The sequence below is a fragment of the Aeromonas sp. QDB31 genome (assembly GCF_027707605.1).
GTDB classification, from domain to species: domain Bacteria; phylum Pseudomonadota; class Gammaproteobacteria; order Enterobacterales; family Aeromonadaceae; genus Aeromonas; species Aeromonas media.
Genome location: NZ_JAPCIX010000003.1, coordinates 191,794 through 206,741 on the forward strand (window position 1 = coordinate 191,794; position 14,948 = coordinate 206,741).

10 protein-coding genes and 2 tRNA genes are annotated in these 14,948 nt (G+C 63.3%); 8 read left to right on the forward strand and 4 right to left on the reverse strand.

Annotated elements, in window-relative coordinates; genetic code table 11:
* Nucleotides 1-81: 81 nt before the first annotated feature.
* Nucleotides 82-2,601: a putative bifunctional diguanylate cyclase/phosphodiesterase gene (locus PG898_RS04580; RefSeq protein WP_270824041.1), complete on the reverse strand. Its 2,520-nt coding sequence runs from the start codon at nucleotides 2,599-2,601 to the stop codon at nucleotides 82-84.
* A gap of 392 nt (nucleotides 2,602-2,993) precedes the next feature.
* On the opposite strand from PG898_RS04580, the gene hpf reads away from it, so the two are divergent.
* Entirely contained in the window at nucleotides 2,994-3,332 is a 339-nt protein-coding gene (hpf, locus tag PG898_RS04585; RefSeq protein WP_005325604.1) for a ribosome hibernation-promoting factor, HPF/YfiA family, read from the forward strand.
* A 78-nt stretch (nucleotides 3,333-3,410) separates the two neighbouring features.
* On the opposite strand, the gene PG898_RS04590 is transcribed toward hpf, so the two are convergent.
* On the reverse strand, nucleotides 3,411-3,920 hold the full coding sequence (locus tag PG898_RS04590; RefSeq protein WP_171269174.1) for a VC2046/SO_2500 family protein: 510 nt from the start codon (nucleotides 3,918-3,920) through the stop codon (nucleotides 3,411-3,413).
* A 126-nt stretch (nucleotides 3,921-4,046) separates the two neighbouring features.
* On the opposite strand from PG898_RS04590, the gene PG898_RS04595 reads away from it, so the two are divergent.
* Both PG898_RS04595 and PG898_RS04600 read left to right on the forward strand, forming a co-directional pair.
* A tRNA-Tyr gene (locus tag PG898_RS04595) sits at nucleotides 4,047-4,131 on the forward strand.
* A 30-nt stretch (nucleotides 4,132-4,161) separates the two neighbouring features.
* Nucleotides 4,162-4,246, forward strand: a tRNA-Tyr gene (locus PG898_RS04600).
* Nucleotides 4,247-4,367: 121 nt separating this feature from the next.
* Here PG898_RS04600 and tamB read toward each other — a convergent pair.
* Nucleotides 4,368-8,219 (reverse strand): autotransporter assembly complex protein TamB, encoded by a 3,852-nt coding sequence (tamB, locus tag PG898_RS04605; protein ID WP_171269175.1) that lies wholly within the window; start codon nucleotides 8,217-8,219, stop codon nucleotides 4,368-4,370.
* Between the two features lie 76 nt (nucleotides 8,220-8,295).
* Nucleotides 8,296-10,071: an autotransporter assembly complex protein TamA gene (gene tamA, locus PG898_RS04610; protein ID WP_408749887.1), complete on the reverse strand. Its 1,776-nt coding sequence runs from the start codon at nucleotides 10,069-10,071 to the stop codon at nucleotides 8,296-8,298.
* Nucleotides 10,072-10,599: 528 nt separating this feature from the next.
* On the opposite strand from tamA, the gene PG898_RS04615 reads away from it, so the two are divergent.
* The 5 genes from PG898_RS04615 to PG898_RS04635 all read left to right on the forward strand — a co-directional run bounded on the left by PG898_RS04615 (nucleotide 10,600) and on the right by PG898_RS04635 (nucleotide 14,945).
* Entirely contained in the window at nucleotides 10,600-10,974 is a 375-nt protein-coding gene (locus PG898_RS04615) for a hypothetical protein (RefSeq protein ID WP_042650242.1), read from the forward strand.
* Nucleotides 10,975-11,053: 79 nt separating this feature from the next.
* A complete protein-coding gene (locus PG898_RS04620) occupies nucleotides 11,054-11,332 on the forward strand; it encodes a peptidylprolyl isomerase (protein WP_043131547.1) in 279 nt (92 codons plus the stop codon).
* Between the two features lie 178 nt (nucleotides 11,333-11,510).
* The gene (locus tag PG898_RS04625) at nucleotides 11,511-12,212 is read left to right on the forward strand and encodes a DUF1499 domain-containing protein (protein WP_171269176.1); all 702 of its coding nucleotides are present in this window, start codon (nucleotides 11,511-11,513) and stop codon (nucleotides 12,210-12,212) included.
* A gap of 1 nt (nucleotide 12,213) precedes the next feature.
* Nucleotides 12,214-12,795: a carboxymuconolactone decarboxylase family protein gene (locus tag PG898_RS04630; RefSeq protein ID WP_171269177.1), complete on the forward strand. Its 582-nt coding sequence runs from the start codon at nucleotides 12,214-12,216 to the stop codon at nucleotides 12,793-12,795.
* On the forward strand, nucleotides 12,792-14,945 hold the full coding sequence (locus PG898_RS04635) for an FAD-dependent oxidoreductase (protein ID WP_270824366.1): 2,154 nt from the start codon (nucleotides 12,792-12,794) through the stop codon (nucleotides 14,943-14,945). Before PG898_RS04630 ends, PG898_RS04635 begins: the two co-directional genes overlap by 4 nt.
* Nucleotides 14,946-14,948 lie beyond the last annotated feature (3 nt).

Here is a 14,948-nt window from a genome sequence, read left to right on the forward strand (position 1 = left end):
GCATTCTCCCTTAAGAAGAGGCATGACCACCGCCCGTTGGCGGTGGTGAGATACCTTCATTCTACCCGTTAAATATGGGCGCTACGCCACACTATTTTTGTCGGCAGGAGCGGCGCGATCATGGCGGGTCAGGCGGCTGATGTAGCACTCCAGATAGGGCACGGGCAGCGGCTTGGAGGCGAGATAGCCCTGGAAGAAATGGCAGCCCTGCGCCTGCAGGAATTCCAGCTGCTGGCGGGACTCGACCCCCTCGGCCGTCACGTTGAATCCCATGTGGCGGGCCATGGCGATCACCGCCTCGACGATGGCCATGTTGTCACCATCCTTGGGGATGTCCTGGATGAAGGATCGGTCGATCTTGAGTTCATCGGCGGGCAGCCGTTTGAGGTAGCTCAGGGAGGAGTAGCCCGCACCGAAATCGTCGATGGCGAAGCTGATGCCAAGGGTCTTGAGCTCGGCCATCTTGCTGATGGTGTCCTCCGCATGGCCGAGCACCACGGACTCGGTGATCTCCAGGTTCAGACAGGAGGGGTCCATGCCGGTGGCGGCCAGCACATCGTGAATGCGATCGACGAAATCGTGGGCATGGAACTGCTTGGCACTGACGTTGACCGACAGCTGGGGCACGTGGATCCCGTTCTCCTCCCAGGAGACATATTGGGTACAGGCCTCATGCAACACCCAATTGCCGATGTCGACGATGAGATCCGTCTCCTCTGCGATGGGGATGAACTCCGCAGGAGAGACCAGGGCCCGCCCCGGCGGCTGCCAGCGGATCAGCGCCTCCACCCCGATGATGTCACCCCCTTCGACCATGTGCTGGGGTTGATAGTGGAGGGTCAGCTCCTGATTGTTGAGGGCACTGCGCAGTTCGTTGTGAATGAGCAGGCGCCGATCAGCCTGCAACTGCATGGAGGCATCGAAGAAACGCCGCGTCTTGCGGCCCGCCGACTTGGCCTGATACATGGCGGTATCGGCCTGCTTGAGCAGGTCCCCGGCTTCCTGCTCCCGGCCAGGGAACAGGGTGATACCGACGCTGGCTCCGATGTGCAGCACCTGGCCGCCGTGACTGTAAGGGGCGGCTATCTCCCCGATGAGCCGCTCCGCGATGAGGTCGGCCTGCATCTCGGCCTGGGGCGGGCTGATGGAGAGGCCGGGCAGCAGCAACACGAACTCGTCACCACCGAGTCGGGCCAGACAATCCCCCTGTCGCACCAACCGCTTGAGGCGGCTCGCCACCTCCTTGAGCAACCAGTCGCCAGTGGCATGACCCAGGGAGTCGTTGATGGTCTTGAAGTGATCGAGATCGATGAACAGCAGAGCACCGATCAGGTGCTCGCGGCTCGCCTCCGCAAACGCCTGGGCCAGGGTCTCATGGAGCTGACGGCGATTGGGCAAACCGGTCAGCTCGTCGTAATAGGCGAGATCCTGGATGCGGCGCTCCGCCGCCTTACGCTCGGAGATGTCTTCGAAGAAGATGACATAGTGGCTGATGCCCCCCTTGTCATCCTGGACCGGCGTGACGATTTCCCACTGGGGATAGACATGGCCGTCGGCGTGCAGACGCAGGGTCTCCCCCTGCCAGCGATCCAGAGCATTGAGCTCATAGCCTAGCCCCCCGAGACCGGACCAGAGGTCGTTGACAAGGTGCAGGCCTATCACTCCCTGGCTGTCGAAGCCGGTGATCTGGCTGAAGGCGTAATTGACCCGCAGGATCTTGAAGTCGGGATCCGTGATGATGATGCCTTCATGGGTTTCGAACGCCACGGCAGAAAGCCGCATCAGGGCGTCGCTCTGCAGGCGCTCCAGCTCGGCCACCATGCGCACCGAGAAGATGGTCAGCACGGATCCCAGATCGGCGGTCTGGGTCTGGTTCGGAAACAGCAGGGCGAGATGGCCCAGGATCTGGCCACTGCGATCCAGCAGTGGCTGGGCGTAGTAGTGCTGGCCCGGGGGCAGGCAGGTGCAGCCGATAAGAGGTTCACTCACGGGGGTCGCACTGGTGACGCCCTGCCGGTAGAGCTGCTGGCAGGGCATGTCAGCCAGGGCATACTCCTTGAAGTCGATGCCGTGGCTCGCCAGCACCCTGAGCCGGTCAAGGCCCACTCGTTCCGTCAGCCAGACCGCGTTGGCCCCCAGAATATGGGCGAGCTCGTTGACCAGGGTATGGCAGAAATCGAGGCCAGTCCTCGCGGAGAGTGCCTGCGCCAGCTGAGCCAGCAAGGGCGCCTGCAGCAGAGGAAGTGGCGGAGTGATACCGGCTGACGGCTCGGCGCAGCTCACGGCATTGTGGGACATCTCCAGCGGTGCCAGCCAGCCGCAGCAGAGCTGCTGGGCCGGCACATACTGGCCGTACCAGAGCACATGATGCACAGTGCCAGCCTCATCGCAGAGGTGGCCGATGAACTGACCGGGTTGACCCGAATGGTGGAGTCTTGCGAGAAAATCGGCGAAACCGGCTTCATCTTCTTTTGCCAGTTGGCGGGCCCAGGGATGAGCCCCTTCCTCCTGCCAGGGCTGGCAAGAGAGATGATCAGACAGGCTCCACTGCTCATGCTGCCGATCATAAAACCACATCATCTGGGTGGCTTGTTGCTTCATTTACGACTCCAACACTACAACCACGTTATCCACCCCGACACATGCAGAAAAGCATATCCGTTTGTGCGCATACCACCATCGGCGCATGGCAATCCTTTTGCGATGCGATAAACGATGTGGGTAGAGAAAATGCGAGACTGAGCGGTGAAAACCAGACATCGGGTCGACACAAGGCGCTGCCAAGGGGGGGACAGAAACGATCCTATTCGCGCATACTGCCTGCCCGTTTCGTTGAGCTCAAGCGGTTTTTGGCATGAAACGGGAAAAGCTCACAATTTAGGGATTGCCGGATCACCAAGGGGATGTTTTGTGATTTATGTCACATTTTCATCCGACCACATGGGTAATCTGAGGGTGAAGACACAAGCAAGACGACCCGAAGGGGGCCAAGTATGAAAATCGAAATGACCAGTAAAATCATCGACATTACCCCAGCCATCCGCGAGCGCATTGAATCCCGTTTTGAAAAGCTCGAGCGTCTTCAGGTGCCTCTTATCACACCCCATGTGATCATCTCCAAAGAGCGTTTGATGTATATCGTCGAGGCCACCGCCGGCATTCCCAACGGCAAGTTGTTTGCGCAGGCAGAGCACGAGGATCTGTATGCCGCCATCACGGATCTGGGCCAGAAGCTGGAGCGCCAGCTCAATCGCCACATTGAAAAACCCCTCGCTCGCCGCGCGGCGGTCGTAGGCAAGGATGTTCCCGAGGTGGACGAAGCCGACGCCTGATCCAGACTGTTATCTCTTCATTAATGCAAAAAGGCGGGTCATCCCGCCTTTTTGCATCTTGTTCCTGTGCCTCTGGCATCAAGCCAGCCAACGCAAACGCGCATCCACTCCGCGCGTCAGATCATCCAGCAACGGCAGCATGAGCAAGGGATCCTCGTCTCTTGGCTGGGAAGCCAGCTTGCCTTGCCAGCGTTCCCGCCCAAGCGCCGAGAGATTGTCATACACCGCGGGATCCAGCGCCGGTGTCCGGTTGACCAGCGGAGGGGATCGCAGCGCCAACCAGAGCCGCACATCGGCCATGCAACCCCCCTGCTGCAGACGCTCGTTGAGCGCACCGGCGTCTGACTCCTGCAGATCTCCCTGCAAGGCGGCCTGGGGCATCAGGCCGAAATGGGTACGCCATACCTGCTCTTGCTGCGGCGCTGCCGGCGCGCCCCCAAACCAGGGTTGCTCCTCGACCGCGTCGGTCAGTAGCGCCAGGTGCAGCCGGAAGTCGGCCCTGTCTCCCTGGCGGAGATCCTGGTTGAGCCGCTGGCCCAACTGGGCTTCATCGACGAGCAATCGATCACGAATCGCACTGGGCAGCATGAGATAAATCTTGGAAATGAAGGTTTCATTGCTTATCGGCCGTGAACCCAATCCTTTAAGCATTAAAAATCCCTGCCAAGGGGTTCACAAGCGCGACAGATCTGTTAGTATGCGCCTCGCACTTGGGGAGGGGTTCCCGAGCGGCCAAAGGGATCAGACTGTAAATCTGACGGCTCTGCCTTCGAAGGTTCGAATCCTTCTCCCTCCACCATTCAAGTGCAACAATCAGGTCATACCCCGTGGAGGGGTTCCCGAGCGGCCAAAGGGATCAGACTGTAAATCTGACGGCTCTGCCTTCGAAGGTTCGAATCCTTCTCCCTCCACCATTTTTCTGAAGACCCGGCCTCGCGCCGGGTTTTTGCTTTTCCGGGCCATCTCAATCCCGCCCTGCCAGACAGCACCATGAAAAACGGGAGGCCTTGGCCTCCCGTTGTTGTGCTCATGCCTTCACAGGGTGAAGCGATAGAAGATGTCTACCGCCTGGGCCACCCCGCTCATGGCCTGCAGATAGAGCCTGGGCATCAGCTCGTAGCGCAGCTTGAACTCGGCGATGGGGCTGAACACTCCGACGCCGTACTGGAACTGCAAGCCGGGCAACAGGTAGGCAGACAGGGTCACCTGGGTATCGTCACCGCTCCCTGCGGTGTCGAGTGCCACATCGCTCATGCCAAGGGACTCCCCGATACTGGAGACCACGCCACTCGCCTGGCTCACCGCCCCTGCCACCAGCAGGCCGTTGAAGCCGCCATCCTCACCACTGGTCTGCAACCCCTTGCCGCGCAGCAGGTAGGAGAGCTGCTCGGACTGCGCCATCTGCGGCTCGGAATAAACGGTGATCTTCGGCTTGGCCGCCGGCCCAGTCACCCGAACCCCGACGGTCACATTATCCTCTATGGTATCGGGATCCCGGTAGGCCTCGATGTTGAGATAGGGCTGATCGATGGGGCCGGAGAAAAGGATCCGCCCCTCCTTGATGATGAGGTTCTGACCATAGGCCTTGAAGCGCCCATCCTTGAGTTCCAGCTGACCATTGCCCGCCAGCGGCTTGGAGGGATCCTGGCGAATGCCGAGCGCTCCCGTCACCTTGGTCTTGAGCCCCATGGCCTCCAGCCGGACATCGTCACCGAGGCGGATGGCGAGCTTGATCTCCATCGGCAGGGGCGCCGTCTTGGGCACCGGCGGCAGATCGTCATAGATGACGGTCACGTCATCTGAGACCGCGACCGCACTCTCCGGCAGTGTCTTGACCAGGATACGCGACCAGGGGATGTCCACCTGACCACTGACCCTGGTCTCTTCTCCCAGGGAGATGGCGATGTCCGGCGTCACCCTGACCCGGCCCATGCCCGGGTATTGGGCTTCCAGATCCTTGCCCTTGATGGTGAGGCTGCCGGTCACCGGCAGCCTGGCCCAGCTCAGCCAGCCCCCCAGCGTGAGCGGCCCCTTGCCCACCAGCATGGAGCCGTCGAGTTCGGCCCGGTTGCCGTCTATCTTGAGGCGGGTCACCAGCCTGGAGAGGGTCACCATGTCGGAATGGGTCTGCACCTCCCCCTCCAGCAGGTTCAGCTCACCGTACAGCAGGGGCGCGGCCAGGGTGCCATCGAAGCGGGCATCGGCCGAGATGATCCCCTGCAGGGAGCGCACCTCGGGGATGAGGGGAGCAAAGGTCGTCAGCTTGAGATCGTCAAACTTGAGCTGACCCGACAATTGGCCACGGCCAGCAGGTTCGCGGATCAGCAGGTCGGTGTCGATATTGCCTATCTGTCTGGAGGCGAAATCGACCCGGATGGCGGCCTGCTGGCGCTCGAAGTCCAACCCCAGCTCCAGACGTTGATACTCGGTCTTGAGCTCGTCGGCCACGAAAGTTCCCGGCGTGGTGCGCACTGTGGCGTGCAGGGTCGGCTGATTGCCGCGCCAGCTGGCGCGCCCGTCGGCCGAGAGCACCGCCAGCCAGCGGAAGTTGTCCGGCAACCAGGGACGCAGCCGCTTGAGGTCGAACTCGCTCAGGGCAAACTCCAGGCTCCCCTGGGCGGCGGAGATCTGGCTGCCCTTGACACAGAGGCTGGCCTTCTGGGAGCCCAGGCAGAGATCCCCCATGGTCAGCTGCTGCCTGGCCAAGTCCAGATCCAGGGACCAGGGGACGGACAGGGTCCAGCGCTTGAGGGGGGTCTTCAGCTTGAGCTCGGAGAGGGCGCCACGCCAGCGATCCCCGCGCAGGCTGCCATTCAGGCTCAGATCCGCCGCCACCGGATCCCCCTTCATGGTCAAGGTGAGTCCGTGGCGGTCGAGATCGCCACTCAGGTTCAGGGCTATCTGGGAGAGCGTGGTCGTCCCCTGCACCAGGCTGGCCACCGTCAGGGCCAGCTCGCCGGCCGGTTTGTCCCCCACCAGAGCATTGCCCTTGATGGCCGTCTTCTTGAACACGGTTCCCGCATAGGCGAGGCGGCTCGAGGCCAGATCCACATTCACCCTCGGTGCCTGCTGGTTGCCGGTGACACGCACCTGTCCCTTGAGATCACCGCCGAGACCGGGGTAGATGCCGCCGAGCTTGGGGGCATCTACCTGGGCATCCAGCTTCCAGGCCTGGGCGGTGAGCGACCCCTTGGCCTGCAACTGGTTGGGGCCGCTTTGCAGCGCCAGGGCCGGGATGGTCCACTCCATCTTGTCGTTGCCGCTGAGAGATCCCTTGAGCGCCAGGGGATACTGGTTGAGCTTGCCGTCGACCTTGAGCTCCGGCAGCGCCAGCTGCCAGTGGCCCGCCTCGTCCAGCTCGAAGCGGCTGGCTATCTTGCCCGCCAGCGTCCCCTTGATCTCGGGCACCAGCTCGGCCGGGTTGATCCCCTTGAACTCGGTGGTGCCCTGCCACTGGACGCCCTTGCGCCATCCGAGCTTGCCATCGAGCTTGAGCTCCCCCTTCAGGGCATTGAGCAGCAGTTCGACCCGGCTCAGCTGGCCGAGATCCCCCTTGCCCGAGAGCGCCACCTTGAAGGGGGGCACGTCCGTCCCCTTGCCGGCGGTCTTGAGCGCAAACTGATAGCCCGAGAGCGTGCCCTTGGCGCTCAGGGTGCCCTTGTCCAGCCGGTAGCTGGGCTCATCCTTGACGGGCTTGTGAAGGGGCCATGCAAGGCTCTTCCAGTCCAGTGCCAGATCGAAGGGCAAGTCGGGATCCAGCGTCGCCAGCGTCCCCTTGAGATTGGCGGTGACCGGTCCCTTGGCCTTGAGCGCCAACCCCAGCTTGCCCACGGAGCCCTCCAGGATCAAGTTCGCCTGCTCCCCCTTGAGCTGGTTCTCCAGCAATCCCTTGCGGGCCTTGGCATCCAGGGTCAGGGCGAGGGGATAATCCGAGGTCAGGGTGACATGGCCCTTGAGCACCAGATCCGCCATGGCGTGGCGCAAGGAGAGCTCGCGCACGTCGATACGATCATCCTGAGCACGAGCCGACAGTTGCAGGGTGTCGAGTCCCTCTACCAGCTCCCCTTGCTGATAGCGAACCCGGGTCGCCGCGAGCCCTTCCAGCTGGATGGGGAATGGCAGGCGGATCTCGGGCAGCAGGATGGGCTCGGGCTTGCTCGCGGCCTTCTCCTTGCCGCTCTTGTCAGCCTGGCTCTCCTCGGACGGCTTGCCCGCCGTCAGGGAGGGGTCCTTCTCCTGCTTGTTCGGTTTGTCCTGCTTGTCAGCGGCAGCCTTGTTCTGCACCGGCTTGGCGGGTTTCTTCCCTTTGTCGGCAGGCGTTTTGCTGGCGGCAGCCTCCTTGGGGGCCTCTGCCAGCACTATGTCGAGATCATCGAGCACGGGGCCGCGCACGATGAGCCCCTTGCGATCCAGGGTGGCGCCTATCTCCAGATCCTTGAGGGTCACCCCAACACCGGGTACGGCCAGGTCCAAATCCGTCACCTTGAGGCTGTCCACCTGGATGCGCAGTGGCAACGGGCGCCAGACGAAGGGCTCGGTGGGTTCTTCCGGCACAGGCTCAGACTCGGCGACCTTCACCACCGGGCGGGTGACCGTCAGGGACTTGATCCAGAGCTTGCCCTGCAGCAGCTTGCCGAGATCCCAGTCCAGCACGGCCCGCTCCACCGTGACGTCCACCAGCTCGTCCTGCCAGCCGACCCCTTCCAGGGTCCAGCCATAGCCGAGTTGCCCCGCCACCAGCTCCCCCTTGAGGGAAGGCAGCGCCCCTTTGGCCTGCTGCCACAGCCACTTGTTGCCCTGATGGGTGAAGCCCAGCAGGCTGACACCGATGAGCAGCAGGAAGACGAGCCCCATGAGCCACAAGAAAATACGCTTTACCCAGATCACAGCGCAGACCCCCGCGAAAGAGGCAGCCGCAGCGGCCAGGAGAAATAAAAACGAGGATGAGTGGGTTCAAACCGGATCATAATTCGGGCCCCAGCGCGAAATGCAGCCGCAACGGCTTGTCCTCCTCGGAGATGGCCACCGCCAGATCCAGCCTGACCTGACCGATGGGCGTCACCCAGCGCACCCCCACCCCGGTGCCTATCTTCCAGGCCTCGCTGTAGTCGACGGTGGCCGTGCCGCCATCCACGAACAGGGCCCCGAGCCACTTGTCGCTGAAGCGGTAGTTGTACTCCAGGCTGCCCACACTGGTGTAACGCCCGCCGGTGAGCTTGCCATCCTCGTCCTTCGGCGAGACGGTCTCATAGCCGTAGCCACGTATGGTCTGATCGCCACCAGTGAAGAAACGCAGGGAGGGCGGCACCAGGGAGAAGTCATCCCCTATGATGGCCCCCTGCTCGACCCGCATCAGGAAGCGGTGATCCTCTCCCAGGGTGCGCAACCACTTGCTGCGTCCCCACACCCGCATGAAGTTGATGTCCGATCCCCAGTAAGGGCTGGAGAATTCCGTCGTCAGTTGCTGACGATCCCCCCAGTCCGGCACCAGGCCACCGCGCACCCGCAGCCGCGACCAGGAGACCCCGGGGATCAGCAGCAGACTGTTCCCCTCGTCGTTGCCCTGCACGTAGCGCTCGTTCTCCAGCCGGATGAAGACGTCCCTGTCCCAGCTCTCCGGCCGCCGCTTCCAGCGGTGCACGCCGAAGGTGGCCAGATCGGATCGGGTATCGTTGTTGTCGGTGTACTGATAGCCGGCCTGCAGGGAGTAGTAGTCTCGCAGCGGGTTGCCGACCGGGATCTGGTAGTCGAAACTGAGCTCCGCCTCCGGGGCCGAGATCTTGGCGGTGCTGGAGAGGCTGTGACCATAGCGGTTGACCCAGGGCTTCTCCCAGGTGGCACTCAGGCGCGGCCCCACGTCCGTGGCATAGCCGATACCGGTTTCGATCTCGTGGTCGACCCGGTTCGAGAGGGTCACCTGCACCGGCACCAAGTTGCCCTCGGCCTGGCTGATCATGGGCTTGATGTCCACCTGCTTGAACAGCTTGGTGGAGGAGACGTCCTGGGACATCTCGGCCAGCCGGATCGCCAGATAGGGATCGCCACTCTTGATGTTGATGAGCGGCCGGATCAGGCGCAGGGCCTCCGGCGTCGCATCGTAGTGGATCTCGCCGAAGTGATAGCGAGGACCTGAGCGGAACAGGATATAGATCTCGGCCTTGCCCTGATCCGGGAAGACCTTCACCTGACTCTTGCTGATCTTGGCGTCAAAATAGCCCCGCGCCAGCCCCAGGCTGCCGAGATCCGCCTTGATGGACTCATACTTGCCATGGTTGAGGGGATCCCCCTCCTTCAGGGGCAACTTGTCCAGCAGCTCGCTGTAGACCTCGTCGCTGCCCGCCTCCCCTTCCAGCAGAATGTCGAGGCGCGAGATGAGCACGGGCTCCCCCCGCGCTATCTCGATCACTACCCTGGCGGGGGATTTCTTGTCGCGAGTGAGGGTGATCTTCGGCTGGTAGTAGCCATAGACCTGCAGGGCTTTTTGCACGCTCTCGGTGATCTTGGCGCGGGCGGGACGGTACTGGCGCTCCTGGTAGACAGGCAGAGCATTGAGATAGGCCTCGACGTTATCCTTCTGTTCCCCTTTGATGCCCTTGATCTGATAGGTCAGCTTGGCCGCCATGGCGGGGGTCACCAGCAGCCACAGAGAGAGGGCGAGCAGCAAGGTGCCGAGCCCTGGGCGACGGGTTCGCCCGGGTGAGGTGAACCCGGCAGGCAAAATAGGATGGCATCCTGTCAAACGTCAATTTCCCCGAATAACATAAGTAAAAAACTGTTCGATTTAGAATGATTATGGGGCTCACCCCAGGCGAGCGCGGCTCATCCTAGCATAACCGCAGTCCCGAAATCCCCCTCTCCCCCGGGGCTGGCGTCCTCTTCCGGAGCCGGCTTTTACCTGGGCCTGACAGGAAAACAGTCCGCCAATGAGGGAAAGTGTGCACTCTCCCGGCAAGGGTCGTACAAAAAAGCGGCACCCAAGTCCGATGTCGGCAGTTCATTCCCGTCGCCGCCCGCGGCGCGGCTGTGCTCGCCACGCGACAGCCCCTGTCGGACGGCCCCGGACCTTGAGACCCAGGATCCCCTGGCAGGCTTGACATCACCGTCTGGCGCCCCCATTGCCATGTCCTGCTATTGAACAGGAAAATAATTTTAAATCAACAACTTGAATAGGTGGCACTAAAGCTTCGTTCAATCCAATCGATTTATCCCGCTGCCACTGCCACCTTCCCTGCCCCACACTGATGTCATCAATCGCAGGAGAGATCCCATGCACTTACGTAGCGAACAACTTGCTGACTACATAGCCGACCGACTCGAATTCGTCACCTTCCTGGCCTGTTGCAGTGCCCTGCTGGCCCTGTTGACCGGCATGAACGGCCAGCAGGCCCTGGCCTTCACCGCCCTCAACCTGCCCTTCGGGCTCGCCCTGCTGCTGGGGCTGGCCATGCTGGCACCGCTGCCGGCCCACTGGCGCCTGCCCGGGATAGTCCTGCTGCTGGTCGGTGGCGCCCTGCTCACCCTGCAGCTCGGCGGCGACTGGCTCAATCCCCTGGCCATCTGGAGCCTCTACGCCCTGCTGGGGCTGGAGATCCTCTGGCAGTCTCGCCCCAGGTCACGTCTGGCGACCCATCCCCGCGGCTGATGTGCCGCCGGCGGGGCTGACGCGCGCACCGAATTGGAGTACCCTTGCGCCCCCTTTACCCTCGCCGAGGAGCGTTCCGATGAAAAAAGCCTGTGCCCAGCACATCCTGGTCAAGACCGAAAAAGAGTGTCTCGAGATCAAGGAAAAACTCGCCAAAGGGGCCGACTTCGGCCAGATGGCCAAGCGCTTCTCCACCTGCGCCTCCGCCAAGCGCAGCGGCGATCTGGGGGAGTTCGCCAAGGGGGACATGGTCAAGGCCTTTGACGATGCCGTCTTCAAGGGGGAACTCCTGACCGTGCTGGGGCCGGTGCGCACCAAGTTCGGCTTCCACCTCATCAAGGTGCTCTACCGCAACTGAGGGCCCTCCCCGCGCCCCCTGCCCTGACAAGGGCTCGACCTGGCCCTGGCCGCCGCCCTGCAGCGCCTGCGGCCCAGGGCGGCAAAAAGCGCCAAGATAAAGATAATTTACTAACGTTATCAGACAATTAAGTTTATCCTTCTGGGCATTGCTCCATCATAACCAGTGGATCCTGCATATGCACAGCTATTTGTGGTGGCCCCTGCTGGCCTGGTTGCTGCCCCTGGGGGGCGCCCTCGGCAGCCGGGCGCATCTCTGGCCCTGGTGGCTCGGTTTCGCCCTCTGCCTCGCGAGCGCCCTGATAAGCCTCTGGCTCCTGCTGCGCCTGCCCTGGCGCTACCGCAGCTCCCCCTGTCTGTGGGCCGATGCCTGGGGCATAGCCCCCCTGCTGCTGCCCCTGCTGTTTGTCGTTCAAGCGCTGCGCTCGCCGCTCACCAACGACGTCAGCACGGATCCCCATCATCCGCCCCGTCTGCTGTGGGCCGAGCAGCTGAGAACGACACAGGATCTCCCCGTCAATGCCCCCCCCTTGCAAGTTTTTCCCGGCAACCCCGGTCCTCTCTATACCCACGCCTCCCCGGCCGAGGTGCTCGCCGAAGCAGACGAGCTGATGACGGAGCTCGGCTGGCGGGTGCGTCCTAGCCCGGACGGCCTCGATGCCGTGGTCACCACCGGCTGGTTCGGCTTTGAGGATGACGTGGCGCTACGGGTCTTCGCCGGGCCGAAAGAAACCCGGGTCGACATGCGATCCGCCTCCCGTCAGGGGCGCAGCGATCTGGGGATCAACCGGGCACGGATCCAGAACTTCCTGATCCGGCTCAACGAGCGGCTGGGGGGCGCCTACAAACCCAAGATGCAGAAAATGGAACAAGAGGAATAACATGCGCGTTGAGGTCAAGCCTGATCGGGAATATGCCTGGTTTATCCGCCCCTTTTTCTGGCTGCAGCAGCGCAACTACGGTCAGGTGCTGATCCCGGGCAAGTGCTGGGGCCGCTCGCCGCGCCTGTTTGCCGCCGTCGCCACTCTCTACGGCGTCATCAACCGCAAGCGCTCCCCCATAGATCCCGTGCTGCGCTCCCTGGTAACGGTGCGGGTCTCCCAGCTCAACTGGTGCCGCTTCTGCGTCGACATCAACGCCATGACCCTCATCAAGCGCGCCGGCTCCAGCGACAAGGTGGAGGCGCTGGCCAACTGGCGCCAAAGCCCCCTGTTCGATGAGCGCGAGCGGGCGGTGCTCGACTACACCGAGGCCATGACGGGGCTGGACGGGGTGAGCGACGAGCAGGTCGCGCGGCTCAAGCCCTGGTTCGATGATGATGCCCTGGTGGAGCTGACCGGCCTCATCGCCTTCCAGAACATGTCGGCCAAGTTCAATGCCGCCCTCGACATCGCCCCCCAAGGCTTCTGCCAGTTGCCGGTGCAGCCCGAGCGCCCGGCGCCCTCCGACAGGGAGGGCCAATGAGCCGGGGCCGCCTGCTGCTGTTGCTGGTGATGGGAAGTCTGGTCGGCGCCTTCTTCGCCTTCGATCTCGATGCCTACCTCAGCCTCTCCCGGTTGCAGGCCCACCAGGTGCAAGCCTCAGCCTGGGTGCAGGCGCACTTCGGCCAAGCGGCCCTGCTGTTCACGCTCCTCTACGTCATCACTACCGCCCTCTCCCTGCCCGGCGCCGCCCTGCTGACCCTGGGGGGCAGCGCCCTGTTCGGCGTCGGCTGGGGGCTGCTGCTGGTCTCCTTTGCCAGCACCCTGGGGGCCACTCTGGCCTTTCTCAGCGCCCGCTTCCTGTTGCGCGACTGGGTGAGCCGACGCTTCGGGGACAAACTGGCCACCTTTGAGGCCGGCATGGCGAAGGATGGGGCCTTCTATCTGCTGAGCCTGCGCCTCATCCCCCTCTTCCCCTTCTTTCTGGTCAACCTGCTGATGGGGCTCACCCCCATCAGAGTCAGTACCTACTACTGGGTCAGCCAGCTCGGCATGCTGCCGGGTACCTTCGTCTATGTGCTGGCGGGCAGCGAACTCGCCACCCTCACCAGCACGGGCAAGATCCTCTCCCCCGGTCTGGTGGCGGCCCTGACCCTGCTCGGCCTGATGCCCTGGCTGATGCGCTGGTTGCAACGCAGGCTCGCCCTGCGCCGGTTGCACGCCCCCTATCGCAAACCGGCTCGCTTCGACTACAACCTGCTGGTGGTGGGCGCCGGTGCCGGGGGTCTGGTCACCAGCTACATAGCCGCCGCGGTCAAGGCCAGGGTGGCGTTGATCGAGCAGCACAAAATGGGGGGGGATTGCCTCAACACCGGCTGCGTTCCCTCCAAGGCGCTGATCCGAAGCGCCCGCTTCGCCTTTGAACAGCGCAAGGCAGACGAGCTTGGCTTCAGCCCCAGTCAATCACAGGCCGATTTTGCCGCCGTGATGGCACGGGTGGCCGAGGTGGTCAAGGAGGTCGAGCCCCACGACTCGGTTGAACGCTATCAGGGGCTGGGGGTGGAGTGCATCCAGGGCCGGGCCCGCCTCGTCTCCCCCTGGGAGCTGGAGGTGGACGGCAGACGCCTGAGCAGCCGCCACATCGTCATCGCCACCGGGGCCAGGCCTCTGGTGCCCAAGCTGCCGGGTCTCGAGCAGGTGCCCTACCTCACCTCGGACAGCCTCTGGCAGCTACGCGAACCGCCCCGCCACCTGCTGGTGCTCGGTGGCGGCCCCATCGGCTGCGAGCTGGCTCAGAGCCTTGCCCTGCTCGGCATTCCCGTCACCCTGGTGGAGCTCGCCGATCAGCTGCTGCCCCGGGAAGAGCGGGAGGTCGCCGAGGCGCTGGCCGAACAGATGACCCGCGACGGCGTGCGGCTACTCACCGGCTGGCGGGCTGAGCGCGCCGACTACGAGCCCGCGGCCGAGGGCACGCTGCCTATCCGGCTGCAACTGCGCCGGGGGGAGGAAACGCACCTGGTTGAGGGGGATCAGCTGCTGCTTGCCCTGGGCCGGGTCGCCAACGTGAGCGGCTTCGGGCTCGAAGAGCTGGGGGTGGAGCTGGCCCCCCGTGGCACCATAGCAGTCGATGGCTTCCTCGCCACCAACTACCCCAGCATACTGGCGGTGGGAGACGTCGCTGGCCCTTACCAGTTCACCCACTTCGCCGCCCATCAGGCCTGGTATGCCGCCGTCAACGCCCTCTTTGGCCAGTTCAGGCGCTTCAAGGCTGACTACAGGGTGATCCCGGCGGCCACCTACACCAGCCCCGAGATTGCCCGGGTCGGCCTCAACCGCAAGGAGGCCGAGACCCAAGGCATTCCCTTCGAGGCGACCCGCTTCAATCTGGCCGAGCTGGATCGCGCCATCGCCGACGGGGAGCGCCACGGCTTTGTCGAGGTGCTGACGGTGCCGGGCAAGGATAAAATCCTTGGCGCCACCATAGTGGGCGCTCACGCCGGCGAGCGGATCGCCGAATTTGTGCTCGCCATGCGCCACCACCTGGGGCTTGGCAAGATCCTGGGCACCATCCACGCCTATCCCACCCTGATGGAGGGGAACAAATACGTGGCGGGTGAGTGGAAGCGGGCCCACCAGCCCACCCGCCTGTTGACCCTGCTGGCCCGTTATCACAGTTGGCGCCGCGGCGCCTGAGCC

Coding starts and splice junctions, on each gene's coding strand:
- hpf (WP_005325604.1), top strand. CDS start 2,994: ATGAAAATCGAAATGACCAGTAAAATCATCGACATTACCCCAGCCATC.
- PG898_RS04625 (WP_171269176.1), top strand. CDS start 11,511: ATGCACAGCTATTTGTGGTGGCCCCTGCTGGCCTGGTTGCTGCCCCTG.
- PG898_RS04615 (WP_042650242.1), top strand. CDS start 10,600: ATGCACTTACGTAGCGAACAACTTGCTGACTACATAGCCGACCGACTC.
- PG898_RS04635 (WP_270824366.1), top strand. CDS start 12,792: ATGAGCCGGGGCCGCCTGCTGCTGTTGCTGGTGATGGGAAGTCTGGTC.
- PG898_RS04630 (WP_171269177.1), top strand. CDS start 12,214: ATGCGCGTTGAGGTCAAGCCTGATCGGGAATATGCCTGGTTTATCCGC.
- PG898_RS04620 (WP_043131547.1), top strand. CDS start 11,054: ATGAAAAAAGCCTGTGCCCAGCACATCCTGGTCAAGACCGAAAAAGAG.
- PG898_RS04580 (WP_270824041.1), bottom strand. CDS start 2,601: ATGAAGCAACAAGCCACCCAGATGATGTGGTTTTATGATCGGCAGCAT.
- PG898_RS04590 (WP_171269174.1), bottom strand. CDS start 3,920: ATGCTGCCCAGTGCGATTCGTGATCGATTGCTCGTCGATGAAGCCCAG.